Raw genomic sequence first — 26,465 nt, forward strand, 5'->3', positions numbered from 1 at the left:
ATCTGTGCATGGCATTCCACGACGACGTTGACGACGCGAACGATGCGAACGATAAAACGTCTTCAGAGCACGAGTTCGAACTACCCTTCCCCAAATCTGCAGTCTCGAAAAACGACGGCTCAGATTCGGCCGCTGATGCGACGGACGATGGTCTCGTTGACTTGAGCGAAGCTTCGACCGACAACGTGCTCGATTTGGACGCTGCGCTAGCTGGGGATGAGCCAGAATCTGTTTCCACAACGGAGAACCTAGACGCCCCTTCCGGTGGCGCTTTCCCCGCTGCGCCGTTTGACTTGAACGACGAGTTCCAACGCTCGGATGTCGCAGATGCGCTTGATCAAGGGATACCTCCGTGGGCGATGGCTCCGGCGCCGGACCCCAATCAAGCGGTGTCACAACTCGATGCCCCTGAGGTTCCGGAGGCGCCCGCTGCGCCGGCGGCCCCAGAAGGGAATGCGAGTGACGAGGACGATCCGTACCAAATCCCTGCCGACTACACGACGCCCGATTTCTTCGCTTCGCGCATTTCACGTCGACGTACTCCGCAAGAGGCTGAAGAAGAGAACGCCGCTGCCGCTGCTGCAGAACTTGCCGAGAGCGAAGACGAGTCAGAAGCATCCTCCGCTGCTCAGCCTGAGCGATCGGGTGATGCGGCTGATCCGGGTACGGGCGACGGTCACGGTCGTTCAGACGAGTTCAGCTTCGACTCCCTCTTCGCTCCTGAACGACCTGCCGGATCGTCAGTTCCCACACCCCCCGCATCCGCGGATGATTTCGACGACACGATGTGGGCAGATGTTGCACCGGTGAGCGGCGCCGACGAGTCAACTTCTGTCGCTTCTGAATCCGATGCACCAGCGAACCACATTTGGAAGCTCGGACCACTCGAACCTGAGGTCGTCGGCTCATCACCTGCGCCACCGGCGTCACCCGCAGAGCCCCCAGCGGACGTCGAGACATCGATTCCCGTTGAGGACGTTGTCGAGGGCGCCCCGATGTGGAATCTTGACGGCCAGGACGCGCCTGTCGCGAGTGCTGCGCCTAGCCTGGGGCTCAGCGGGTTGCTCTCACTCGACGACGCAGACGAATCCGAAGACGAGTCCTCTCGCGACGACGCGGTAGTACCGGTCGTAAACGGTTCGGCGACAGACGAGACTCTCGAGAGCGACACCGCAGACGAATTACCAGCCGTCGATAGCGTTTCTGCAGTTGACCTAGACGCGGCATTCCAGCAGGCCGCTTCAGTGCCGGTCGTTGGCAGCGATGAGGGTGAAACTGAGAGCGAAATTCGCGAAGAGGAGGCTGAGGATTCCGCCGCCGTGGCGACAGCCCCTAGCGACCACTCCGAGTTCGAGCTTCCGTTCACTCCGCGACAGTCATTCGTTGCGCCGTCTCGCGAAGATTCGGCACCTCGTGCAGACGAAGTGTTTGGTGCGGCCCAGAGCCCTTCCCGTTCTGATTCGCCCGCCGAGGGCGTTCCGTTCGCCCACGACCGTGAAGAGGGCACAAGTAACCCCAGCGAGTCCGGTGAAGTCCGTGAAACTGAACCTACTCTCGACACCGGCGAAGCAGCGGCATCAGAGTTACCGGCACCCCCTACGCGACGCTCGATGGCCGATGATGAGCTTCTGACGTGGGCGGATAACCCTGCCAATCAATCGACTGGGGCACTCAGCGTTATCGAGGTGCTTGAAGCACAGCTGCGCTTGCGCGAAGAAGAGGCACGAGAGTACCGCGAATGGGAAACCACTTTGCGTTCACGAAATGCTCCCGTTGCCGATCAAGTAATCGATGACGTTCGCTCTGAGTTTTCGGACGTGGTCGATACGGACGCTAGTTCGCCCGCTGAATCAGGCGTTCCCGAAGCTCTGGGAGCTACGTCTGAAGAGCCTGTTGTTCCGGAAGAGCCTGCTGCTCCGCAAGAGCCTGCTGCTCCGGAAGAAGCCCCGGTTGCTCCATTGCCTGCCTGGGAAGTTCCGCCACCCAGCGAGTCGTGGTCACCTCCGGCAGATTTTGAGGATGAAATTCCGTTCGCTGCTCACGCAGACCCGACCGGATCGATCACGCTTCCACCCGCTGCAGACACTGCGGCGGTTGACGCTGTGCCCGCAGATATACCGGACTTAGACTCGCCGTCTGAGCCGGACAAGATCCAGCAGCCAGCCGAAGAACAGACTTCGACTGCGCCACTGTTCGACCCCGCGTCCGGGCTGCTCAGCTTTGAGTCCGCTCCGACGGTCTCCGAGGCTGCCGCTGCAGAGGCTGCTGTCGCTTCCGGAGCATCTCAGGGCCATAGTGAGCAGGCTGCCGCTGCCGAGGGTTCCGAAATTGCAGCAGGTGAATCCGAAGTGCAGGCAGCGCCAGATTCGCCGTCTGACGAAGAGGGTGACTACGACGAACTACCGTTCGCCCCTCCCGCTCTCGTAGAACCTGAGATCGCGCCCAGCGTTCCCCGGGCAAATCTTGATGAGCATGTGTCCTTCGGCGACTTTGGATTTACCCCGCCCCCCGCTGACCTCTCGGCGGCATCCGCTTCCGATGACGGTGACTCTGAGCAAGCGGTAGAAACGCCCTTCGCTTTTGACTTGAGCGCTGACGCTCAGCTTCCCGAATCGCCACAATCGGAGAGCCCTGAAACCTCTTCTCCCATTGCCGACTCGGAATCGGATGACGGTCAGACACCTGCTGCGCCTGAAGACGTTGACGTGGTTTCGGCGTCTGCGGACAAGCTTGCCCAGAAGAGCACGCTCGAGGCCAGTTCTGTTGCGTCCGCATTCAGCTTCGCATCGACCGAAAATCCTCCGTTTGTCCCCTCTGAGCCGTTGAGCTTCGATGACCTCCTGAAGGCGGATGACATCGAGAGCACCGACCTCGGTGAGGACGAAGCCGCGGCAGACCCGTTGATGGCGCTGCTTGCAGATGCCGCGCCACCGCTTCACGGTGACCCCCTTTCTGAAGTCCAGACCGGATCGATCGCCGTCAATCAATTCACTCTTGAAGCCGAGTCAGATGACGCCGTCGATGACAGCGACCGGCTCACCTACCCCACGCAGCTTTCTGCTGGAACAGGTGATCCTTCGGGTCCTGACGCGTCCGTTGGCGATGAAATACCATTCGCCGCTGGCGCGGCCGTCGCCGGAGCTTCTCTTGCTTCACAGCCCGCGCCTATCGGTGCCGCGGTCCCGCTGCCTGCGCCGTCAGAGACTGTGTCATCCGCAGCATCATCAGCCTCGTTGCCGCAGCCGGTTGCGCACTCGACCACAGTGGTGGCTCAGCAGCCTTTGGGGCTTGACGACGTTGCGCCAACTGCTCACAAGGTCTTCAGCCTCGAAGAAAGTGGGCTAGAGCCGACCCCAGTTGATCGTCGAGTAGGACACGCCGCACGGATGTTCTGGCTGTGGTTTGCCGCAAACTCTTCGATCGTCAGCCTGGGCCTCGGTGCTGCGGTCTTCGCCGTGGGGATGAGCTTGCGCCAGTCCGTCGTGGCGATCCTCGTGGGTGTCGCGCTGTCCTTTATTCCGTTGGGTTTCACTGCTCTCGCGGGAAAGCGCAGCGGCCAACCGACGATGGTTGTATCGCGCGCATCCTTCGGTGTAGTCGGAAATATCGCGCCCTCGATCGTCGCCCTCGTCGCCCGTCTCTTTTGGGGTGCGGTATTGCTCTGGGTCTTGGCCTCATCGGTTGCGATCGTTCTTATCGGTTCTGATCTCAACGGCGCGCTCGGCGATCGACAGCTGCTGCTCATCGCACTTGCGCTGTCGTTCCTTATCGCTCTCGTGATTGCGTTCGCTGGCTACCCACTTTTTGCGCGCATCCAACTGATCATCAGCATTATTTCGGGTGTTCTTGTTGTGGGCCTGATCGGCTTTACAGCGCAGTACGTCGACGTGTCGCAGGCGCTCACGACACCCGATGGCTCGTGGTTGCTCACAGTCACGGGCGCAGTGCTCGTCTTTAGTTTCTTGGGGCTGGTGTGGGCTTACAGCGGTGCTGATATTGCGCGCTACCAACGTCCCTCATCAAGCGGAGGTGCTTCAATGCTCTCCGCAACATTTGGCGCTGCACTGCCCGCGTTCGCTCTCATTGCGTACGGTGCGCTTCTCGCGGCATCTGATCCGGCCATTGCGCGGGGGTTCCTCGCGTCACCGCTCGACACCTTGATGCTTTTGCTCCCGAGCTGGTACCCGATCCCGTTGCTACTTGCGGCAACACTGAGCCTCCTGTCTGGCATCACCTTGAGCCTCTATTCAGGCGGATTCGCACTTCAGGCAATTGGCGTTCGAGTTCCCCGTCAGTGGTCGATAGTGATTGTGGCTGTTCTGCTCGGTGCTCTCTCTATCCTCTTTGCATTCGGAGTTGATGGGGGAATCAACGAGTTGTTCCGCGACGTCGCCACCACGCTTGCGGTGCCAACCGCCGCCTGGGTGGGCATCTTCGCCTCGGAGACGATGATTCGCAACCGCAAGCTTGACAGCGCAGCGCTGCTGTCTCGTGGGGGAGTCTATGGGGATGTTCGTTGGGTAAACCTCGGCGCTTTTGTCGTGATTTCGGCTATCGGGTTCGCACTGACGAGTGCGACGATCAGCTGGCTCTCGTGGCAGGGGTATGGTTTCGCTGCTCTTGGCGTTGATCTCAGTTCAGAGCTTGCAGGAACAGACCTCGGTGTTCTCGTTGCCCTCGGACTGGGACTCTTGACACCCCTCGTGGCTGGAATACCTGCAATCCGACGCCAAGAGGCTGCGCAAGCCGAGCGCGCACCGCGTCGCGCCTAGACTGAAAGCGTGTCTACTACTGTCGCTCACGTAATCGCTGCGGCTGAACAGCTTTGGCCCGCCTCTGGCGCTGAAGACTGGGATGCTGTGGGTCTCGTCGCGGGTGATCTCGACGCTCCAGTGTCTAGGATCTCGCTTGCTGTTGATGCCGTCCTCGACACCGTGGACGAAGCCATCGCCGACGACGCTGACATGCTTATCACCCATCACCCTTTGCTGCTGCGTGGCGTGACTTCGGTCGCGAGTGACCGCTACAAGGGTGCGGTGCTGACCAAGTTGATCAGAGCCGAATGTGCGCTGCTGGCGGCCCATACCAATGCGGATGTCGTAGAAACCGGAACATCAGGCCGCTTCGCAACGAAGCTGGGTTTGTCTTCAATCGCACCTATCGTTCCCGGCCAGACTGCGGATCGTGGCATCGGCCGTATCGGCCAACTCCCGGAGGCGATGACGCTCGGTCGTCTCGCCCGCCTGATTGGCGAGATCGTTCCGGCGACGGCGACGGGCATTCGTGTCGCTGGCGATTTCGACCAGGTGGTGCGTTCCGTGGCGTTGTGTGGGGGAGCGGGTGACGCATACTTGAATCACCCGGCCGTTGTGGCATCCGATGTATACATCACGAGTGATTTGCGACATCATCCGGCGTCTGAGGCCCGTGAGAATGCTCGCCTCATGAATGGTCCGGCTTTGATCGATGTGTCGCACTGGGCGAGCGAATGGTTGTGGCTCGATGCCGCGGCTGAGGAGTTGCGGGCTCTGCTTCCAGACGTGACTATTACGGTGAGCGAATTGCGCACCGACCCGTGGGATTTTGCGGTTGTGCAGTGAGCGCACCGTTAGACAGAAAGAAGCATCACTATGGCGTTGATCGCTAGCCCCGCTGACCAAGCTTTGCTCCTCGATTTGCAGGCCTTCGACACGAAGATCTCCCAGCTGGAGCACCGCGCGAAGAAGCTGCCTGAGCACGAGCAATTGGCTGAGCTGAAGAAGCACCGCGACAAGCTTCAACTGACCATTCTTGAAGAGCGCGGCATCAAGGAAGACATCGAGCTCGAGTTGAGCCGCATTGATTCGGACGTCAAAGTCGTTGAAGCCCGGATTGCGCGCGACACTGCGCGGTTGGATGCGAGTTCGTCTCCCAAAGACGTCGCAGCTCTCGAGCAGGAACTGACAGCGTTGCGCACGAGACTCAGCAATTTGGAAGATATTGAGTTGACCGTCATGGAGAAGCTGGAAGCACAGCAGAAGGTTGTCGACAACCTTCTTGAGCAAGGGGGAAACCTGACCGCTCAAGCCGCTGACCTTGAAGCCAGCCGAGATGAGGCATTGGCTGCGATCGAATCCGAGCTTGGCACGACCCGCACTGGCCGCTCAGCGCTTCAGGCCACAATCCCTGAGGACTTGCTTGCGCTGTATGAGCGTCAGCGCGAGCGCTACGGCGTTGGGGCATCACTACTACGTGGTGGTGTTTCCCTGGCATCGGGCGTCAAACTCCTGGAGAACGAGATGCAGGAGATTCGCGCGGCAGCTCCGGAAACGGTCATCATGTGTGCCAGCAGCGAAGGCATTCTTGTGCGCACCAACGAGTCGGGACTCTAAGCGGTTACTGAACGATAAGCTTGATGGTGAATGGGTCGGCAAGACGGTCGCGTTATCCGTTATGGGTACCGAGGAACGTCCGGGCTCCGCAGAGCAGGATGGTGGGTAACACCCACCCGGGGTAACCCGCGAGAACAGTGCAACAGAAAGCAGACCGCCACAGACTTCGGTCTGGGGTAAGGGTGAAACGGTGGTGTAAGAGACCACCAGCGGCCGGGGTGACTCGGTCGGCTAGGTAAACCTCGTCCGGAGCAAGATCAGACAGAAGACGCTAAGGCTGCTCGCCGAGTCTTCGGGTAGATCGCTAGAGGTGTGCGGCAACGTACATCGTAGATAGATGACCGTCCAGCACGAGATTTCGGTTTCGTGTGAACAGAACCCGGCGTACTAGCCGGCCCATTCCTTCAGTTCAGCAGGGGCTAGACAACACCAGTGGTGCCCAGGAGCGTACCAATCAGGAATGTGGTTGCGAGCGCTAGTGCCCCTCCGATCACGATGCGTAGTGTCGGACGCACCCAGCTGTTGCCTCCCACGCGCGCGGAGAGCGCACCGGTGACGACCAGCGCGCTGAGCACAGCGATGAAAGTCGCGAGTACGCGAATGGGTTCGGGCACGAGAAGAATCGCAGCTAACGGCAACACTCCGCCGATGGTGAAGGCGAGAGCGGATGCACCGGCCGCTTGCCAAGGGCTCACAACATCGCGCTCGGTGATACCGAGTTCCGCTTCGAGATGAGCCGACAGGGCGTCGTGCCGAGTGAGCTCTTCGGCTACTTGCCGTGCGGTGGCAGCGCTGATCCCTTTGGACTCGTAGATAGCCGCTAGCTCGGCGAGTTCCTCGTCAGGCATTTCAGCGAGTTCGCGCCGCTCTTTCTCAATCAGAGCGCGTTGACTGTCACTCTGGCTGCTTACTGAGACGTATTCGCCGAGTGCCATCGAAATTGCGCCACCGACGAGTCCCGCGACTCCGGCCGTGATTAGCGGCGCGACAGAAGAGGTGGCTCCAGCAACACCCACGACAATCGCAGCGACAGACACGATGCCATCATTCGCGCCCAGTACCCCTGCGCGTAGCCAGTTGAGACGGCCGGCAAGATCACCAGCGTGGGGCTCGTTATTGTGAAAACTCATGACTACTCATTCACGGCTAGGGCGGCTGCGCCCATGATTCCCGCGTTATTGCGCAACTGGGCGGGAACGATCGGTGCGTTGAGCTTCAACAAGGGCAAGAACTTCTCGTGGCTCTTTGACACTCCACCGCCCACGAGGATGAGGTCGGGCGAGAAGAGGAGTTCAAGGTGCGAGTAGTAGCGCTGGAGTCGCTTCGCCCAGCTTTTCCAGCTCAGACGTCGGCGCTCTTTGGCAGCGAAAGACGCACCCTTTTCGGCATCACGACCGCCGATGAGAAGATGCCCCAATTCGGAGTTGGGAACGAGGGTTCCGTTGTAAATCAGCGCACTACCGATTCCCGTGCCGAGCGTCGTGAGCAGAACGAGCCCGGGCACGTCTTTAGCGGCGCCGTAGCGAACCTCAGCGACTCCAGCGGCATCCGCATCATTGACGAAGTGGATGTCTCGACCGAGAGCTTTCTCGAACAGTTTCTCTGCTTCTAAGCCGATCCACTCCTTCGAGATGTTCGCCGCGGACATTGTTGTGCCGTTCCGCACAATCGCGGGAAAACACACGCCAACGGGCATCGACTCGGGGATACCTCCGAGCTTGTCAATGAGCTCGATGACCACCTTCACGATCGCGTCGGGCTTCCCTGACTTGGGCGTCGCAATCTTCATGCGATCACTGACGAGTTTTCCCGTGTCTGTGTCGACGATGGCACCTTTGATTCCGGTGCCGCCAATGTCGATTCCTAGTGCCTGAGTCATGCTGTCTGCTTTCGCCTGCGTGGTGATAGGTACGGAGGGTTAGGGGAGCGTCAAGATTTCAGTGCCGCGTTCAGTCACGACCATGGTGTGTTCAAACTGGGCAGTCAGACTCTTGTCGCGAGTGGTGACTGTCCAGTCATCGTCCCACTGGTCCCACTCGTGCGTTCCGAGCGTCAGCATGGGCTCGATCGTGAAGACCATCCCGACTTCGATGATGTCATTGAACTGCGGAGCAGCGTCATAGTGGGGGATGATGAGCCCCGAATGGAATGCCGCGCCAACCCCGTGTCCAGTAAAGTCCCGAACGACGCCATAGCCGAATCGCTTCGCATACGACTCAATTGCGCGCCCGATTACGTTGACTTGTCGCCCGGGGGCAACAGCTTTAATACCGCGATTGAGGGCTTCCTGAGTGCGTTCCACGAGGTTGCGGGCACTTTCGGATACTTCGCCAACGAGAAATGTCTTGTTGAGGTCTCCGTGCATACCGTCTTTGAACGCCGTGATATCGATATTGATGATGTCGCCATCTTCAAGAACGGTGTCATCAGGGATCCCGTGACAGATGACCTCATTAATGCTTGTGCAGCACGACTTGGGGAAGCCACGGTAGCCGAGGGTGGAGGGGTACGCGTCGTGCTTAAGCATGTAATCGTGGGCGATACGATCAAGCTCTGCCGTTGTGATGCCGGGCGCAATGGCGGCCCCGACGGCTTCGACTGCTCCGGCAGCGATCTTTCCCGAGGCACGAATCCGATCGACTTCTGCTGCGCTGTAGACGTCTGAACCGGTGAACGGGCGCGGAGCTGATTTGCCGACATACTCCGGTCGCGCAATTGACTTCGGTACAGCGAGCTGAGGTGGGATTACTCCCGGAACGAGGTGACCAGAATTATCCCGAGGCATTGTCCCAGTGTATCGGCGTACGCTTGCGACAAGCGAAAGGACGAACCTCATGGAGCAATGGTGGTACAACCACAAGACGGGCGAAGTAGAAGAGGGCCCCCATTCGTTGGCGGTCGATCGTGACGGGCCGTTCGAGACTCGTGCCCAAGCGGAACACGCTCCGCAAATCATCGCGGAGCGTGCACGCAAGTGGGCAGAGGAAGAATCGAGCGACTAGTGCACCGGGGTTCGACGCGGCGGTTGACTCGTTGCATCCGCGCGCACGCCGGTCCATAGCTCTCAGGTGGGGCTAGATAACGCCCTGAGCGAGCATCGCATCAGCAACGCGCTTAAACCCTGCGGCATTGGCGCCGACGACGTAGTCGCCCGGATGACCATACAACTCTGCAGCTTCCCACGCAGAAGCATGGACGCCTTTCATGATTTCGTGAAGTTTGTCTTCGCTCGACGCAAAATCCCAACGTTGTCGAGCTGCGTTTTGACTCATCTCGAGCGCTGACGTGGCGACACCTCCGGCATTCGCTGCCTTCCCTGGCGCAAACAGCGCATCGGCTGTCTGAAAGGTCTCGACAGCATCCGGTGTGCACGGCATATTTGCACCTTCAGCGACGAGCAATAGCCCGTTTTTGACGAGTGTGCGTGCGTCACTTGCTGTCAACTCGTTTTGGGTTGCACAGGGGAATGCGAGCTCGCCAGCGACGTCCCACACTGAGCCACCAGAGACATAGTGCGCGGATGTTTTCCGTTCGGCGTACTCCGAAATGCGGGCCCGTTCGACTTCCTTCAACTGCTTAAGCAATGCGAGGTCGATTCCCGCCTCGTCAACGATGTATCCCCCGGAGTCGGAGGCCGTTATGGGGATTGCCCCTAACTGCTGAAGCTTCTCAATGGCATAGATTGCAACGTTGCCCGAACCAGAGACAATTGCTCGCTTGCCGTCAACGCTGTCGTTTCGTGTGTTCAGCATCTCCTGAGCGAAGAATACCGTGCCGTAGCCTGTCGCTTCGGTTCGCACTTCTGCGCCGCCCCACTGCACTCCCTTTCCAGTGAACATTCCTGATTCATGTCGGTTCGTGAGACGCCGGTACTGGCCAAAGAGAAAGCCGATTTCCCGAGCCCCGACACCCATGTCGCCTGCCGGAACGTCGGTGTGCTCGCCGAGGTGACGGTAGAGCTCGTTCATGAAGCTCTGGCAAAAACGCATAACCTCGGCGTCTGATTTACCGTGCGGATCGAAGTCTGATCCGCCTTTGGCGCCCCCGATGCCTTGCCCAGTCAGTGCGTTCTTGAAGATCTGCTCGAACCCGAGGAACTTCACGATTCCCAAGTTCACGCTCGGATGAAAACGGAGCCCGCCCTTGTAAGGTCCGAGTGCAGAGTTGAACTGCACTCGGAAGCCCCGGTTGACCCGAACCGCGCCGCTGTCATCAAGCCAAGGTACGCGAAACATGATCTGGCGCTCCGGCTCGACTAAACGCTCAACTATTCCCGCGTTGACGTACTCAGGATGCTTGTTGAGAACCGGTGCGATCGACTCGAGAACCTCATTGAGCGCTTGGTGAAAGACGGGCTCATGTTCATTCCGAGAAATTGCTTCGTCGTAGATAGTGCGGAGGGCAGGAGAAAGTGCAGTCGTCATTCATGGCTTTCGATGTTGGAGGTTGAGCGTGGAAAAAGGGTGGGGCTTAGTACGAGTGCTCTTCGGTCGGGTAGGAGCCTGAGGCCACGTCCGCGCGGTATTCCTCGACGGCGCCGGAGAGCGTCGCGCGAAGATCGGCATATTGCTTAACAAACTTCGGGATGCGTCCCTTGGTGAAGCCGGCCCAGTCGGTCCACACCAACAGTTGTCCATCGACGTGGGGGCCCGCGCCGACCCCAATAGTAGGAATAGCCAGCGCTTCGGTGATCTTGGCAGCGGCATCCGCGGGGACCATCTCGAGAACGACAGCAAAAGCTCCTGCTTCTTGAACAGCAAGAGCATCGGCGAGCAACTGTTCGAAACCGTCACCTCGCCCCTGGATCACGTGACCTCCGAGTCCGTGCTCGCTCTGCGGTGTAAAGCCGATGTGAGCCATCAAGGGGATGCCGGCATCCACGATGCGTCTGATCTGTTCGGCGCTACGCACACCGCCCTCGAGCTTGACTGCATGTGCGCCGGTTTCCTTCATAAAGCGGAACGCGGTGTGAAGTGCCTCGTCCGATCCAGTCTCGTAGGAGCCGAACGGCATATCTGCAACGACGAACGCTCGCGTGACAGCCCCGGCGACAGCACGCGCGAGAGGGATCAGGTCATCAATGCTCACCGGCAGAGTGGTGTCGTAACCGTAAACGTTGTTGCCAGCAGAATCGCCCACGAGCAGGAAATCGATTCCCGATTCGTCAAAGATTCCCGCGGTCAATTGGTCGTAGCTGGTGAGGCCAACGATCTTGATGCCGTTCTCTTTCGCCGTCTGAAAGTGGCGAGTTCGAACGCGTTTGAGCTTGGCTTGGGCCTCAGCGGCAGCAGAGTCAGTCATAGCCGCCAGTCTAACGACACCGACGCGGGGTTCAATTGGGCTAGCGCGGCGGCGAGTGCGCTGCATAGATGCCTCAGAGCAAGTAGCCTTAGATCGGCAGAATCGATGTCGCAATTTCGCGGCAGGGCACGGATCGAGGGACTCAATGTCAATGGATAAGCAGCGCGACTTCGTTCTTCGCACTATTGAAGAACGTGGCATTAAATTCGTTCGTCTCTGGTTTACGGATGTTGTAGGCACGCTCAAGAGCGTCGCTGTTGCACCGGCAGAGATCGAGGGTGCCTTCGCTGAAGGCCTCGGTTTTGACGGTTCGGCGATTGAGGGGTTTACTCGGGCGTACGAGGCAGACATGCTCGCGCATCCCGACCCCACTACCTTTCAGATTCTTCCGTGGCGTGGGGAGATCGATCCCACCGCTCGTATGTTCTGCGACATCACCACACCCGACGGCCAGCCGGCGGCATCCGACCCCCGCAACGTGCTCAAGCGCACTCTCGAGAAGGCGGCGGAGCGCGGCTTCACCTTCTATACGCACCCAGAGATCGAGTTTTACCTGCTCAAGTCGAGCAAACTCAAGAAGGGTCGCCCCGAGCCCGTGGACTCGGCAGGTTTTTTCGACAATGTTCCCGGTGGAACCGCTCATGATTTCCGTCGGCGTTCGGTCCGGATGCTCGAAGACCTCGGTATCTCCGTGGAGTTCAGTCACCACGAGTCGGGTCCCGGCCAAAATGAGATCGACCTGCGCTACGCGGATGCTCTCACGACCGCCGACAACATCATGACTTTCCGTACTGTCATCAAAGAGGTTGCGATTGAGCAGGGCGTCTACGCGACGTTCATGCCGAAGCCGATGTCGGGGCAACCAGGATCGGGAATGCACACGCACATGTCGCTCTTTGAGGGCGATCAGAACGCTTTCTATGACGCCAGCGGTCACTACCAACTTTCGAAGGTCGGTCGTCAGTTCATGGCAGGCGTTCTCAAGCATGCTCCCGAAATCACAGCCGTCACTAACCAGTTCGTAAACTCGTACAAGCGCCTCTGGGGCGGCGATGAGGCCCCGAGCTTTGTGACTTGGGGCCACAACAACCGTTCCGCACTCGTGCGCGTTCCGCTCTACAAGCCAGGCAAGGGCCAGAGCGCTCGCATTGAATACCGCGCGCTTGATTCTGCTGCGAACCCGTATCTCGCGTACTCGCTGCTGCTCGCTGCTGGGCTCAAGGGCATCGAAGAAGGCTATGAGCTCCCGCTTGAGGCAGAAGATGCTGTTGGAGACCTTTCCGAGCACGAGCGTCGGGCGTTGGGCTATGAGCAGTTGCCGTCGAACTTGAACCACGCGCTCAGCATTATGGAGAACTCAGAACTCGTTGCGGAGACACTAGGGGAGCAGGTCTTCAATTTTGTTCTCCTCAACAAGCGTCGCGAGTGGAAGGAATACCGCGCTCAGGTGACGCCGTACGAGTTGGAGAGCAGCCTCGAGATCCTCTAGATCCCACGGTCACGTAATGTCGACGACTACCTACACTCTGACCGAACTTGCCAAGCTGGGTTTTCTTGAGCTCAGCGAGGCGCGAGCACGACTTGTCGCCCTTGACCGGCCGGAAGTGCCTGCGCAACTGTTCTCGCGGGCTGCGGACCCTGACCAGGCTCTGCGGTTGCTCCTCGAACTGTCCGAATCGGCTCCGCAGCAATTGGTTCCGCTGCTGCAAAATGATGATGCTGCTGTTCGTCTTGTCCAAGTTTTAGGGGCGTCATCGGGGCTTGGTGACTTTCTCATCCGGCATCCTTCAGAACTCGACGCGATGTGCACGCCGATTGCGGCGCCAGCATCTCCCGAAGAGTATGTCGAACTCCTGACCGAGGTAACTCGCGAACGTGAGGGCGAAGAGGCGTGGGTCGCACTTCGCGTTCGCTATCGACGCGAACTCGCGAAACTCACTGCGTGGGATTTGTCTCAGGAAGATCCCCTTGCCGCTGTCGATCGGGTCGCGATGGCCTTGGCGGATCTCGCAGGTGCGGCCCTCGAAGCATCACTCTCGGTGGCGCGCAGGTCGGTCAATTTTCCTGAGGAAGATGTTGCTGCCACACGGGTTTCCATTATCGGAATGGGTAAAGCGGGCGCTCGTGAGCTGAACTATGTGTCAGACGTCGATGTGATTTTCGTGACGGAACCGGACGGCATCAGTGCCGACCGGGCCGTCACAATCGCGACACCCCTTGCGGTGCAAACGATTCGTGGTATTCAAGACCTCACCGTCGAGCCTGCGCTCTGGGAAGTTGACACTAATCTGCGCCCCGAGGGCAAAGATGGCGCACTTGTTCGCACCCTCGAATCTCATCTGGCCTATTACGACCGGTGGGCGGAGAGCTGGGAGTTTCAAGCTCTTCTGAAAGCTCGACCACTTGCTGGTGACCGCGAGCTTGGCGGGCGATACATCGCAGGTGTCTCTCCTCTCGTCTGGTCGAGTGCTTCGCGCGAAAATTTCGTCGCGTCAGTTCAGCGGATGCGCGAACGCGTCACCGAGAACATTCCGCCACAGGAGCGTGATGTTCAGCTCAAACTCGGACCGGGTGGGCTTCGTGACATCGAGTTCACTGTGCAGCTTCTGCAACTAGTTCACGGGCAAAATGACGAAGACGTCCGCCAAACTTCGAGCCTTCAAGCACTCATTGCTCTCGCCGAGCATGGCTACATCGGCCGCACCGAAGCGGGTGAATTTGCTCGGGACTATAGATTCTTGCGACTCCTTGAACATCGCATCCAGTTGTCTCGGCTGCGTCGAACGCACCTTATGCCCCGAGATACGGATGACTTGCGGGTGCTTGCGCGCGCAACCGGAATCGCCAAGAACGCCGCCGATCTTACCGAGCAGTGGCAGCGTACGAAGATTGCGGTGCGAAGACTTCATGAACGGCTCTTCTATCGACCACTTCTGTCTGCAGTGGCCGCGCTCCCTGAGGACGGGCTTGCGTTGTCAAGCGAACAAGCGGCCGCGCGACTCGCCGCGATCGGATTCCTTGATCCCAAAGGGGCGCTTGCCCACATTGCGGCCCTCACCGGCGGAGTATCGCGGCGCGCCACGATTCAACGTGCGCTCTTGCCCGTCATGCTTCAGTGGTTCTCTGACGGTGCTGACCCCGACTACGGACTGCTTGCATTCCGCCGTCTCAGTGAGGCGCTGGGGGAGGCGTACTGGTTCTTGCGAATGCTGCGCGATTCCTCGGGGGCAGCAGAGCGACTTACCCACGTGCTCTCGGCATCCAAATATGTGGGCGGACTGTTTGAGCGCATTCCCGAAGCAGCTGCGTGGTTAGAGCATGAGAAGGAGCTTCGACCTCGCCCTCTTGCTGTGCTCCGTGATGAGGCTCGTGCAATAGTTTCTCGGCACAGAGGTCACGAGGATGCAGCAGCGGTAGCGCTGCGTACTGCTCGCCGCCGAGAAGTGCTTAGGCTGGCGATTGGTTCCATCGTCGGAGTGATCTCGATCCAGGAACTTGGCCGGGGCTTGAGCGATATCACCACAACGATGCTGGAAGGCACTCTGGCCGTGTTGCGTCCTGAGCCAGACGGTATTGAGTTCGGCATTATTGCGATGGGGCGCTATGGAGGAGCCGAGTCAGGCTTCGGCTCCGACACTGATGTGATGTATGTCTATCGCGCAACTGAAGCGTCGAAAGAAGATGCTGCTAAGCGAGCCGATGCTCTAGCGAAGGGGCTCACGCGCATCACGGAAGATGTGAAATTGCCTCTCGATCTTGATCTGGATCTCAGGCCAGAAGGCAAGAACGGCGCTATCGTGCGTTCGCTTGAGTCGTATGAGGCCTACTACGAGCGTTGGTCCTTGACGTGGGAGGCTCAAGCTCTGCTGCGTGCCCGTGGCGTAGCCGGAGACAAGGCGCTACTCGACGATTTCACTGAACTGGCTAATCGGGTGCGGTACCCGAAAGCAATTTCACCACAGGACGTCCGTGAGGTGAAAAGAATCAAAGCCCGGGTGGAGTCTGAGCGACTCCCGCAGGCTGCTGACCCGGCGCGTCATCTTAAATTGGGGCGGGGGTCACTGAGCGATGTTGAGTGGTTTGTGCAGCTTCTCCAACTGCAGCACGGTGCCGCTGTCGAGGGGCTTCGCACCACGTCTACTCTTGATGCACTGGATGCCGCTGTCGCTGAGAAGTTAGTAACGGCTTCGGATGCTGCCCGCTTGCGAGAAGCCTGGATCCTCGCGTCTCGGGCGCGTTCGGCGATCACGTTGTGGACCTCGAAGACATCAGATGTTCTCCCCAACGACCGACTCCAGCTCGAAGGAATTTCGCGGATGCTTGAGTACCCTCCCGGGTCAGCGAGCGTCCTAGAAGAGGACTATCTTCGCGCTACTCGTCGTGCTCGCCGGGTCTTTGAGCGTCGCTTCTACGGTGTTACTAACGTTCCTCGTTCGTAGCGCCCCTTAAAGCACATTCGGGCCGCATCCCGAAGGATGCGACCCGAATGTGTGCTGTGTGAGCGCTTAGACGCCGAAGTACAGTTCGTACTCGTACGGGTGCGGGCGCTGTGCGAACGGAAGCAGTTCGTTCGTACGCTTGTAATCGATCCAGGTCTCGATCAGGTCCTTGGTGAAGACGTTGCCTTCCATCAGGAACTCGTGGTCAGCTTCAAGAGCGATGAGCGCCTCCTCGAGAGAAGCGGGAACCTGAGGAATCAGGCGAGCTTCCTCGGGCGGCAGCTCGTAGAGGTCCTTGTCGACGGGCTCGTGCGGCTCAATCTTGTTCTTGATGCCGTCGAGGCCAGCCATGAGCTGAGCGGCGAACGCGAGGTACGGGTTGCCCGAGGCGTCAGGTGCACGGAACTCGATGCGCTTTGCCTTGGGGTTGGTTCCCGTAATCGGGATACGGATCGACGCCGAACGGTTTCCAGCCGAGTACACAAGGTTCACGGGAGCTTCGAATCCAGGGATGAGGCGACGGTATGAGTTCACGGTCGGGTTGGTGAACGCGAGCACAGCCGGAGCGTGCTTGAGCAAGCCACCGATGTACCAGCGCGCCGTGTCGCTGAGGCCGCCATAGCCCTTTTCGTCGTAGAACAACGGCGAACCGTCATTCCAGAGCGACTGGTGGGTGTGCATTCCCGAACCGTTGTCTCCGAAGAGCGGCTTAGGCATGAACGTGGCAGTCTTGCCCCACTCGTTTGCCGTGTTCTTGACGATGTACTTGAACTTGAGGATGTCGTCACCGGCATGAACGAGGGTGTCGAACTTGTAGTTGATCTCGCCCTGGCCGGCGGTTCCCACCTCGTGGTGGCTGCGCTCTACTTCGAGCCCGACGTCGATGAGCTTCACGACGATGTCGTCACGAAGGTCGGCGTGCTGGTCAACGGGGGAGACGGGGAAGTAGCCGCCCTTGAACGGTGTCTTGTTGGCGAGGTTTCCGCCTTCTTCGGTACGTCCGCTGTTCCAGGCACCTTCACTGGAATCGACTTCGTAGAAGCTCTTGTTGGCCTTCACTTCGTAACGAACGTCGTCGAAGATGTAGAACTCGGCCTCTGATGCGAAGAATGCGGTGTCAGCGATTCCTGTTGAGGTGAGGTACTTTTCGGCCTTCTTGGCAACCTGACGCGGGTCACGAGCGTAAATTTCGCCGTTGCGCGGGTTGTAGATGTCAAAGATGATCACGAGGGTGCGCTCGACGCGGAAGGGGTCGACGTAGGCGGTCGTGACGTCGGGGATCAGCTGGAGATCCGATTCGTGGATCGACTGGAAGCCGCGAATCGATGAACCATCGAAAAGCTGGCCGACAGCGAAGAAGTCTTCATCGACTGAGGCCGCGGGAATGTTGAAGTGCTGCTGGATACCGGGGAGGTCGGTAAACCGGATGTCGACGAACTTGACGTCTGTGTCCTTGATAAATGCAAGGACCTCAGACGAATTGGAAAACTTCGGATGAGACATTGAGTGGAACTCCAAGGGGTTCATTTGATGATCGGCTGTCGTTACAACCACCTCTTAGAGTACAGAACCCGAGTTTCGCAGTCACTTCGGAAATGTTTCCGACATGTTACGCAGACGTAATTCGTTAGGCTGATCATGTGAACCAGCGTGTATCAGTTTCCGACGAGTGGCCAGGCAAACGAATCGGACTTCCGGCGGAAGGCCCACGTTCAGTAGGGCGCCTCGGCCGCAGGCTGGTGGCACTCACAATTGACTGGGGATTTGCAGTAATCGTGTCGATCGCATTCTTCAATTACGACGCCTTTGCCACGCTGGGCATTTTTGTGGCAGCGCAAGTTGTCTTGCTGATCACGGCAAATGGCAGTTTCGGGCATCTCATTACGGGGCTGAGGGTTGTCCCGATCGCGGGAGGAATGCTGGGCATCTGGCGCCCGATCGTGAGAACGCTCCTTATGGCCCTCGTGATCCCGGCTGTCATCTGGGATGCGGACCAGCGTGGAATGCACGACCGGGTCGCTGGCACGCTACTCGTTCGTCGCTGATCACTCGTGCATCTATGACGTGTCTCGCCGTTGAATGGCGCTGAGTCGGAAATTCTCGCCGAACCAAGCCTGACGCGCTCACCTGGTGAGCAGACTCTTTACCTTTCGGGTGTAGTCGCCCAAGAAGTTTAGGCGCGCTGTGAACGCTGTGCGCGAGCCTTCATCGGGTCGATTCCCTTAGGAATCGGCAGTCCGTTCTTGTCGAGGGACTTGAGACGATTAGAAATCGCGAGAATCTCCGGCTTGCGCAGGACGTTCTTGAGTCGGCCGAGTGCAGGAGCAAGTTTGTGGAGCGCCACCGAATCCGCGTCAGGCCCGACATAAATAAAATGAACAGGCACGTTCGGGAGGAAGCGATTCATCTTGCGACGTTCGTCTTCGAGCATCTTCTGCGTTCGACTACGTGGGCCTTCACCGATTAGCGCGATTCCTCCCTTGCCTACTGCGCGGTAGACAGCATCCTGAGTCTTGGGGCTAATCGCTACAGGCATTTCGCTCGCCGTCCAACCGCGACGAAGTGAGCTCTTCAAGACGGCGCCCACAGCACCGGGTTGCCCGGCAATCTGTGAGTAGGCAGCTCGCTCGGCACGTCGCCCTAGGACGATGAGGAACGCAAGGAGCCCTGCCATGACGCCGGCCACGATGTAGAGCACGAAACCGAGGACGTTGTCTGCTGAGAGCAGGAAGGCGAGTCCAAGCCCAATGAGGATCGGCAACAGGAAAGCTAAGAGGAAGAACCAGACGGCGAGGTTGTCATACCGACGCGTCATCTGGAAAACCTGATACATCTGCTTGATGCGACCGGGTTCTTTCGGAGCCTTAGGAGTCTTTTCGCTGCGTGCCATATCTCTAGGATACGGCCTCCAGCCCGTCAATGAATTCCTTGAGTACGCACACCCGCGTATGGCGTCGGTGAGCTGCGCGCGCTTAGCTCTCGTCCTCCACTATTTATTACCAATGCGCGGCTGCACACATCACCAGAAGGGCGTTCTTGTGCGCTGGTTTGGAGCCAAGAATGGAATGGTGAACGAGAACAGTATTGCTGGCTACCGCACTGTGCGGTCCCTGAACGAAACCACCCACTCGCAGTCGATTCTGGTGCGTGCTGGCAGCAACGACGTGAGTGACGAGTCAACGGGGTTGCGCATCGTCAAGCGTTTCGTTCCGCACACTCCGATGGGACCTATTCTCGGTGAGATTGAATGTCGGTTGCGTGCGCGGGGCGCCCACGTCCTGGCGATTGACGACGTAGCAGCATCCCATGACGACACTCCTGTCCTAGTCATGCCATGGCAGAGCGTTGGCACGTTGCGGCGCCTCATGCGGGAACGCGATTCACTTCGCGCTGGCGAAGCGATCACGATCCTTGCACCGCTGAGCGCTGCGCTCACTCGCGTACATCGAGCTGGCGTCGCAATGGGTTCCATTACGGTGGATGCGGTCCATTTTGACTCATCAGGTCGGCCATTCTTCGCGGAATGGCAACAAGCTCGGGCGTTCGATGTGCTGCCGACACCGCTTGAGCTGCAAGAGGTAACGGCGTTTCAAGAGGATCGTTCGCAGTTCGCTCTGCTGGCTAGTGGGGTATTGTCCATGATCGCTCCGGATCGAGACAGCGAACGCCTTGTAGCCGAGCTCGTGCGATGGCTCGCCGATCCCCGCCACATCGCGACCGACGACTGGGCGCTTCAGTGCGAGAGTCAACTGTTTGCATTGGGAGCACCGGAGCCAGTCCGGCTCAGCCTTGACCCCGCAGTTGAGGGGAGTCCTTCGCCTCCTCACCCTCGTGAGTATTTCGTTGCCGAGGTCGCGGGCGGCGACGGTATTGCGAGCGAGTGGGGAGTCGTCTTGGCTTTGCCTGCAGCGATTCAGGATCGAATCGGCGTGCTCATCAAGGCGACGACGAGAAGCACTCTACGACTCGTGAGAGTCATCCAGGATTGGTGTCGCCCTGTCCGAAAACGAACGTGGGTCGTTGCTGGAGCGGGACTGCTGTCCGTGGCCTTAGCAACAGCGGTTCTGGCGTCGGACGGGGCAGGGGAGAGGTTTGATTCCGCTGTGACTGACGAAGTCGATGGCGAGCGCCGCCAGAGTGGCAAAGAGGCCTATACGATCTCTGGCAAGGAGATATCTCCTGACGGCACAAGCGGCGATATCGATAGTGTCCCCGTTCAAGACGAGAGTACCGCGGGCGAGCACCTCTCAAACGACCCTCTTGCGGCCCTGCTGATCCTGTTGGAGACACGAGAGCGTTGCATTCGCGACCTCTCGATTGTCTGTCTCGAGGTGGTCGCTGCACCTGATTCTCCCGCCTTCGCTGCAGACTCGGCTTACATCCAGCGGGTCTTGGCGGGTGACGAGCCTTCCACTGGCACTATGTTTGACCCGAGCACCGCAGAGCAACTCCAACGACTGGGCGACAGCGTGCTGTTGGGGTTTGGCGACGAAGGTCTAAGCGAACCGGCCTCGCTCCTTCTCGTGAAGGGCGAGGCCGGTTGGCGAATCAGGAGCTACACGCTCCCTTGATTATGCGGGTGTGATTTAGATGCCAAGCTTGTCGGCGAAATCGCCAGCTTCGAGACGCTTCTTCATGTCCACGAGGAACCCTGCAGCATCTGCTCCGTCTACGATCCGGTGATCGTAGCTGAGTGCCAAGTAAACCATCGAGCGGATTGCGATCGAGTCCCCATTGGCGTCACTAATTACTACTGGTCGCTTGGTGACGATGCCCGTTCCAAGGATTGCTGACTGAGGCAAGAATACGACTGGAGTGTCGAAAAGTGCGCCGCGCGAACCCGTGTTTGTGAGCGTGAAGGTGCCGCCCGACAGCTCATCCGGAGTCAGCTTGTTATCGCGCGTGCGCGCGGCAAGATCTGCAATCTCGCCGGCGAGGCCCGCAATGTCAAGTGATGCAGCATCACGAATCACCGGCGTGAGCAATCCACGTTCGGTGTCAACGGCGATGCTGATGTTCTCCTGCGCGGGGTACACGATCGAGTTGTCCTCGATGGTCGCGTTGATGATCGGATGCGCGGTTAGCGCTTCCGCTGCAGCCAATGCGAAGAACGGCAAGAACGAGAGCTTCGTGCCCGTCTTGTCGAGGAACTCATCCTTGACCGAGTTGCGGAAGTTCGCGACTGCGGTGACATCAACCTCTACGACTGACGTGAGCTGAGCTGATGACTGCATCGACTGCACCGCTCGCTCAGCAATTACCTTGCGGAGGCGAGACATCGGAACGGTCGTACCACGCAGCGGTGAAACCTCAAGCGGGGTTGACGACGTTGCGGATGTTTCCGCCGCCGGTGCCTCGCTCGTGGCCTTTTCGCTGGCGGCGAGTACATCCTGCTTGCGGATACGGCCGCCAACGCCAGTGCCAGTGATAGTGCTGAGGTCGACGCCGCGTTCGTTCGCGAGCTTGCGCACGAGAGGAGTGAGGTATCCAGCCTGCGAGTCATCGCTGTCGTCTTCGGATGCTGCGGGAGCAGCCTCGTCGGAAGCTGACGGAGCGGCAGTCTCTTCAGCAGCCGGAGCAGACGCGGGAGTCTCCTCCTTAGCAGGCGCCTCGACTGAGGGCTCCTCAGCAGGAGCTGGAGGAGCCTCTTCGGCTGCGGCAGGCGCTTCTTCCTGCTCGGTGGACGCAGGCTCTTCAGCCGCAGGAGCCTTCTCTGTAGTCTGAGGGGCCGCTTCCGCAGGCGCTTCTGATGCCGGTGCTGCTGTTTCGTCTTGGGCAGGCTCCGACTCTGCTGGTGCAGATTCGGCAGGCTCTGATTCCGCAGGCTCCTCTGATGCGGGAGCGTCTCCGCCGCCCGAACCGTCACCGATCTTTACGAGCGCGGTGCCCACTTCAACTGTCTCGTCTTCGGCGACCAAGATCTCTTCGATGACTCCGGCTACGGGAGAAGGAATCTCCGTGTCGACTTTGTCAGTGGAGACCTCGAGCAGGGGCTCGTCAACCTCTACACGCTCGCCGACTTGCTTCAGCCAGCGGGTCACCGTGCCCTCGGTGACACTCTCGCCGAGTGCCGGAAGGTTAACGGATTCGCTCATCAGTACTGCTCCTTTGTGATGCTTGTCATCAATAGCTTAGTTCCGTGGTTGAGGCGGAGCCTAGACCGCGTGTAGCGGCTTGCCTGCCAAGGCGAGGAATGCCTCGCCAAGGGCTTCATTTTGGGTGGGGTGCGCGTGCAGCAGCGGGGTAATGTCTTCGGGATGTGCTTCCCAGTTGACAATGAGCTGCGCTTCGCCGATCAGTTCGCCAACGCGCGCGCCGATCATGTGAACTCCGATGACGGGGCCGTCAACGACGCGAACAACCTTGATTGAACCTGCGGTTCCGATGATGGCGCTCTTGCCATTTCCACCGAGGTTGTAGTCGTACGCCTTGATGTTCTCAGCACCGTGCTCTTCGATCGCCTTTGCCTCGCTGAGACCAATCGACGCAACCTCTGGATCGCTGTAGGTCACCTTGGGGATGTGGAGGTCGTTGATCACGATGGGCTTGAGGCCCGCGATTTCTTCCACGACGAAGATTCCCTGTTGGAATCCGCGGTGAGCAAGTTGCAGTCCAGGAACGATGTCGCCAACCGCGTAAACACCGGGAACGTTTGTCGCGAGGCGTTCGTTGGTCAGAACGAAGCCGCGATCCATTTCGATGCCTACTTCTTCGAACCCGAGTCCAGCCGTTGACGGACCGCGTCCTACAGCGACGAGCAAGAGCTCCGCTTCAATGGTTTCGCCGTTCTCGAGCGTGACGACGACTCCATCATCATTCTGCTCGACGCTCTTGAAACGAACGCCAGTGTGGAAATTGATGCCACGGCGGCGGAACGCACGCTCGAACTGCTTGCTGACGGATTCGTCTTCGGCGGGTACAAGGTGGGGGAGACCTTCGATGATCGTGACATCGGTGCCCCAGCTCTTCCAGACGCTAGAGAATTCGACGCCGATAACGCCGCCGCCCAACACCGCTACCTTCTTAGGAACGAAGTCGAGTTCAAGCGCCTGCTCAGAAGTGATGACGCGGCCGCCGATTTCAAGGCCGGGGAGGCTGCGTGAGTAGGAACCAGTCGCCAGAATGACGTTCTTTCCCACAATCGTGTCTTCGCCCACCTGAACGGTGTTCGGAGCAACGAGCTTGCCTTCGCCCTCGATGACGTTGATGCCGCGCATCTTCACGAGGCCCTGAAGCCCCTTGTACTTGCTCGCGACAATGTCTTGGCGGTACTTGGTAACGCCGGCGATATCGATTCCGTCGAGGGTGGCGGTGACTCCGTATTTTGCTGACTCTCGTGTGACGTCAGCGACCTCTGCCGAGTGCAGGAGCGCCTTAGTCGGGATGCAACCCACGTGGAGGCAGGTGCCTCCGAGCTTGTTCTTCTCGATCAAGCCAACCGTCATACCGAGTTCCGCGGCGCGCAACGCTGCTGCGTAGCCACCACTTCCTCCACCTAGAACGACAAGGTCAAAATTGTGCTCAGCCAATACAGCAGCTCCTCTGTAAGGAATTTGTTCGCCGGAACGCATAGTGTGTAATCCGTGCGACCGGATGGTGCGGAAAGAACCCGCGTTTAAAAACCTTACTACGGACGGGAAAATTCCTCGGCCAGTTCAATGAGTGTTCGCACACCGATTCCCGTTGCGCCCTTGCCGACGTAACCCCATCCACCACCGCGATTATCGGACGGCCCTGCGATGTCGATGTGGGCCCAGGGGATCGTTTCGGCGCTGTCGTGACGTTTGCCGACGAAATCCTTGAGGAACGCGGCCGCGATGAGCATGCCACCCGCGGTGTTGCCCGGCTTGATATTCGCGATATCCGCAATGTCCGAGGCAAGTAGAGGTCGAAGCTCGGGGCTTATCGGCATCGGCCAGAATGGCTCGCCGACTCGATCAGCCACGGCGACAACCTGATTCACGAGGTTCTTGTCACCCATTGCGCCGGCGTAGCGGTTGCCGAGCGCTACTACGGCAGCTCCAGTCAGAGTCGCAATGTCGACGATAGCGTCGGGGTTCTCTTCACTCGCGGCGACGAGGCCGTCAGCCATGACAAGTCGGCCTTCAGCGTCGGTATTGAGAACTTCGACGGTCTTTCCTCCACGAATTGTCAATACATCGTTGGGGCGAATGGCACTTCCCGAGGGCATGTTCTCGGCCAGGCAGAGCCACGCCGTCAGTCGAACGTTGGTGCCGAGCTTTGCGCAGGCTTCCACGACTGCCATTACGGTGGCAGCGCCACTCATGTCGAATTTCATTCCGATCATAGAAAGACCGGGTTTGAGCGAAAGCCCTCCCGAGTCGAAAGTGATTCCCTTTCCGACTAGGGCAAGGTGCTTGGTTGCATTAGCAGGCGTGTAGCTGACCTTGACCAAGCGCGGACCCCGCGTTGAGCCCTGACCAACGCCGAGAATTCCGCCAAAACCGCCGTCCTGCAGTTCTTTCTCGGCAAAGATTTCCACCTCAATATTGTCAAGGTCAGCGAGTTCGCTGGCGCGGTCAGCGAAAGTGGCGGGGTAGAGCTCGCGAGGGGCCTCATTGACAAGATCTCGGGTCACGTGTGTGGCATGAGCGATGATCGCAGCGCGCTCGACTAGTGCAACGTCTTCCACGGGACTGAGAACGGTGATGCTGTTCGCGATCCGCTTAGCGGCGTCCGTGGGCGTGGAGCGGTAGGCGTCATAAGAGTAGGCGCCAATCGCGGCGCCTTCCAGAACCGCAAGAGTGTCTTCCGCGGACTGAACCCCGAACGCAAGCGCGATGTGCTCGGCACCGCGAAGTTGGCGCGCGGCAGAGCCTGCGGCGTAGCGAAGGCTTTCCGTTGTGCGCGAAGCCTCGCCCAGCCCAATGAACGCGACAGCTGGTGCTGAGATTCCAGTTGCGGGGATGCGGTGAAGCTCGTCGGCAGAACCCGTTGCGCCGATCAGCGCGAGCGACTGCTCGAATTCGGCAAGTTGAGGTGAAGTATCTACAAGCTTTGGGCCTGAATCCGTCTTCACCACCCCTATCACGAGAACATCGGTGTCGAGTTCGGAAGCGGGCGAGGTGGACAAGTGCAATGTAGCAACGGTCATGTCCTCATGATAGCCAGCATCCGATTGCGTGTTCGCTAGGAGCATGACGCTGCGGGGGCGATTCCGAAGGATGTAGTCGTGCCCACGATTAGAGTGGAAGTATGCGAGATCCAGCCGGTTTATATGACATCGCCACCGATGTCGCGGGTGTCCCGCGCGGTCTACCTCTAGTCGCCGGTCTCACTGGCTTTGCGGACGCCGGTGGCGCTGTTAGCCAGTTCAGTCAGTATTTGCTAGACACTCTCGAACGTACGGTTGTTGCGTCCTTCGACAATGATGCTTTGCTCGATTATCGAGCACGCCGTCCCACAATCTATTTTGACCAAGATCACTTGAGCGATTACCGCCCGGCGAAGCTGGAGTTGTATCTGGCCAAAGACGAGTTGGGTCAACCTTTTCTTCTCTTGACTGGTTACGAGCCCGACTTCCAATGGGAGCGTTTCTCCGCAGCGGTGTTGCGGTTGGTATCCAAGCTTGATGTGAAGTCGACAACGTGGGTTCACGCTATCCCCATGCCCGTTCCGCACACGCGGAGCATTGGCGTCACCGTGAGCGGCAATCGCGCTGAGCTCATCGACTCGATGTCGGTCTGGAAGCCTCACACTCAAGTTCCCGCCAACGCAATGCACTTGATTGAATACCGCTTGCAGGAGCTAGGGCATCCGACAGCAGGTTTTGTGCTCTTGATCCCGCACTATCTGGCGGACACGGAGTGGCCGACAGCTGCAGTGACCGCTTTGGAGAGCGTGAGCGCCGCAACTGGCCTTATCTTCCCCACCGATCGCCTCCGTGAAGATGGTCGAGAGTTCGTGGCCAAGATCGATAGTCAGGTCGAAAGCAATCAAGAGCTTGCGAAATTAGTGGGAACACTTGAAGAACGCCACGACGATTACATGCAAGAGAATCCAATGAGGTCTCCATTGACAGACGAAGATGGAGAACTGCCGTCTGCGGATGAGATTGCCGCTGAATTGCAAAAGTTCTTGGCCATCCGTCGCGCGGGTGACGATGATGGGTCGCCACGTTCTCCGTTGTAGACCAGCTGATTGAAGCACAGCGCGCTCACTATCGCTGTGAGCTCACGGTGCAGGTGTTGTTGGCAGTGAGTAATGGTGCGGAGCATCAGAAAAGCGTGGCATAATAGGAATAAGACCCGGTTTTGTTTCTGGTTCTGTTTCGCGTTGCTGTGAAATAGTCGGAGACTTGACATGGGTCTTAGTACTGCCCGAAAACCTCGGA

At 58.9% G+C, this 26,465-nt stretch carries 19 protein-coding genes and 1 other RNA gene; 10 read left to right on the top strand and 10 right to left on the bottom strand.

Annotated elements, in window-relative coordinates; genetic code table 11:
- The first annotated feature begins 8 nt into the window (after window positions 1-8).
- The 4 genes from AACZ26_RS07285 to rnpB all read left to right on the top strand — a co-directional run bounded on the left by AACZ26_RS07285 (window position 9) and on the right by rnpB (window position 6,774).
- Entirely contained in the window at window positions 9-4,772 is a 4,764-nt protein-coding gene (locus tag AACZ26_RS07285) for a cytosine permease (protein WP_339620318.1), read from the top strand.
- A 9-nt stretch (window positions 4,773-4,781) separates the two neighbouring features.
- Window positions 4,782-5,600, top strand: a complete 819-nt coding sequence (locus tag AACZ26_RS07290; RefSeq protein ID WP_339620320.1) for a Nif3-like dinuclear metal center hexameric protein — start codon at window positions 4,782-4,784, stop codon at window positions 5,598-5,600.
- Window positions 5,601-5,630: 30 nt separating this feature from the next.
- On the top strand, window positions 5,631-6,371 hold the full coding sequence (locus AACZ26_RS07295; RefSeq protein WP_339620322.1) for a hypothetical protein: 741 nt from the start codon (window positions 5,631-5,633) through the stop codon (window positions 6,369-6,371).
- Between the two features lie 31 nt (window positions 6,372-6,402).
- An RNA gene (gene rnpB / locus AACZ26_RS07300) (RNase P RNA component class A) lies at window positions 6,403-6,774 on the top strand.
- Window positions 6,775-6,790: 16 nt separating this feature from the next.
- On the opposite strand, the gene AACZ26_RS07305 is transcribed toward rnpB, so the two are convergent.
- From AACZ26_RS07305 to map, 3 genes are read right to left on the bottom strand one after another with little or no spacing between them, the layout of a single operon-like run.
- The gene (locus AACZ26_RS07305) at window positions 6,791-7,501 is read right to left on the bottom strand and encodes a VIT family protein (RefSeq protein ID WP_339620324.1); all 711 of its coding nucleotides are present in this window, start codon (window positions 7,499-7,501) and stop codon (window positions 6,791-6,793) included.
- Window positions 7,502-7,503: 2 nt separating this feature from the next.
- On the bottom strand, window positions 7,504-8,250 hold the full coding sequence (locus AACZ26_RS07310; RefSeq protein WP_339620326.1) for a polyphosphate--glucose phosphotransferase: 747 nt from the start codon (window positions 8,248-8,250) through the stop codon (window positions 7,504-7,506).
- Window positions 8,251-8,289: 39 nt separating this feature from the next.
- Complete coding sequence (gene map / locus AACZ26_RS07315; RefSeq protein ID WP_339620328.1) at window positions 8,290-9,156, bottom strand: type I methionyl aminopeptidase; 867 nt, start codon at window positions 9,154-9,156, stop codon at window positions 8,290-8,292.
- A 49-nt stretch (window positions 9,157-9,205) separates the two neighbouring features.
- Between map and AACZ26_RS07320 the strand changes: the two genes are divergently transcribed.
- Complete coding sequence (locus AACZ26_RS07320; RefSeq protein WP_339620329.1) at window positions 9,206-9,373, top strand: methionine aminopeptidase; 168 nt, start codon at window positions 9,206-9,208, stop codon at window positions 9,371-9,373.
- 72 nt (window positions 9,374-9,445) lie between these two features.
- Here AACZ26_RS07320 and gdhA read toward each other — a convergent pair whose 3' ends face one another.
- Window positions 9,446-10,795, bottom strand: coding sequence for an NADP-specific glutamate dehydrogenase (gdhA, locus tag AACZ26_RS07325; RefSeq protein WP_339620330.1), 1,350 nt, complete (start codon window positions 10,793-10,795; stop codon window positions 9,446-9,448).
- A gap of 46 nt (window positions 10,796-10,841) precedes the next feature.
- Entirely contained in the window at window positions 10,842-11,672 is an 831-nt protein-coding gene (gene panB, locus AACZ26_RS07330) for a 3-methyl-2-oxobutanoate hydroxymethyltransferase (protein WP_339620331.1), read from the bottom strand.
- Between the two features lie 151 nt (window positions 11,673-11,823).
- On the opposite strand from panB, the gene glnA (AACZ26_RS07335) reads away from it, so the two are divergent.
- Complete coding sequence (gene glnA, locus AACZ26_RS07335) at window positions 11,824-13,161, top strand: type I glutamate--ammonia ligase (protein ID WP_100388865.1); 1,338 nt, start codon at window positions 11,824-11,826, stop codon at window positions 13,159-13,161.
- Between the two features lie 16 nt (window positions 13,162-13,177).
- A complete protein-coding gene (locus AACZ26_RS07340; protein ID WP_339620334.1) occupies window positions 13,178-16,111 on the top strand; it encodes a bifunctional [glutamine synthetase] adenylyltransferase/[glutamine synthetase]-adenylyl-L-tyrosine phosphorylase in 2,934 nt (977 codons plus the stop codon).
- A gap of 66 nt (window positions 16,112-16,177) precedes the next feature.
- Here the strand turns inward: AACZ26_RS07340 and glnA (AACZ26_RS07345) are convergent, their stop codons facing one another.
- On the bottom strand, window positions 16,178-17,614 hold the full coding sequence (gene glnA / locus AACZ26_RS07345; RefSeq protein ID WP_339620336.1) for a type I glutamate--ammonia ligase: 1,437 nt from the start codon (window positions 17,612-17,614) through the stop codon (window positions 16,178-16,180).
- A gap of 137 nt (window positions 17,615-17,751) precedes the next feature.
- Here glnA (AACZ26_RS07345) and AACZ26_RS07350 point away from each other — a divergent pair, with 137 nt between their 5' ends.
- The gene (locus tag AACZ26_RS07350) at window positions 17,752-18,156 is read left to right on the top strand and encodes an RDD family protein (protein ID WP_339620338.1); all 405 of its coding nucleotides are present in this window, start codon (window positions 17,752-17,754) and stop codon (window positions 18,154-18,156) included.
- A gap of 128 nt (window positions 18,157-18,284) precedes the next feature.
- Here the strand turns inward: AACZ26_RS07350 and AACZ26_RS07355 are convergent, their stop codons facing one another.
- Window positions 18,285-19,001, bottom strand: a complete 717-nt coding sequence (locus AACZ26_RS07355) for a DUF4191 domain-containing protein (RefSeq protein WP_339620340.1) — start codon at window positions 18,999-19,001, stop codon at window positions 18,285-18,287.
- Window positions 19,002-19,179: 178 nt separating this feature from the next.
- Between AACZ26_RS07355 and AACZ26_RS07360 the strand changes: the two genes are divergently transcribed.
- A complete protein-coding gene (locus tag AACZ26_RS07360; RefSeq protein ID WP_339620342.1) occupies window positions 19,180-20,682 on the top strand; it encodes a hypothetical protein in 1,503 nt (500 codons plus the stop codon).
- Window positions 20,683-20,697: 15 nt separating this feature from the next.
- Here the strand turns inward: AACZ26_RS07360 and sucB are convergent, their stop codons facing one another.
- The 3 genes from sucB to AACZ26_RS07375 all read right to left on the bottom strand — a co-directional run bounded on the left by sucB (window position 20,698) and on the right by AACZ26_RS07375 (window position 25,226).
- Entirely contained in the window at window positions 20,698-22,206 is a 1,509-nt protein-coding gene (gene sucB / locus AACZ26_RS07365; protein WP_339620344.1) for a 2-oxoglutarate dehydrogenase, E2 component, dihydrolipoamide succinyltransferase, read from the bottom strand.
- Window positions 22,207-22,266: 60 nt separating this feature from the next.
- Entirely contained in the window at window positions 22,267-23,640 is a 1,374-nt protein-coding gene (gene lpdA / locus AACZ26_RS07370) for a dihydrolipoyl dehydrogenase (RefSeq protein WP_339620346.1), read from the bottom strand.
- A 98-nt stretch (window positions 23,641-23,738) separates the two neighbouring features.
- Complete coding sequence (locus tag AACZ26_RS07375; protein WP_339620348.1) at window positions 23,739-25,226, bottom strand: leucyl aminopeptidase; 1,488 nt, start codon at window positions 25,224-25,226, stop codon at window positions 23,739-23,741.
- Between the two features lie 101 nt (window positions 25,227-25,327).
- Between AACZ26_RS07375 and AACZ26_RS07380 the strand changes: the two genes are divergently transcribed.
- Window positions 25,328-26,263 carry a PAC2 family protein gene (locus AACZ26_RS07380; RefSeq protein WP_339620350.1) on the top strand — a complete coding sequence of 312 codons (936 nt, stop codon included), beginning with the start codon at window positions 25,328-25,330 and terminating at the stop codon, window positions 26,261-26,263.
- Window positions 26,264-26,465: the final 202 nt, after the last annotated feature.

This window comes from uncultured Salinibacterium sp. (assembly GCF_963974405.1).
GTDB lineage: Bacteria > Actinomycetota > Actinomycetes > Actinomycetales > Microbacteriaceae > Rhodoglobus.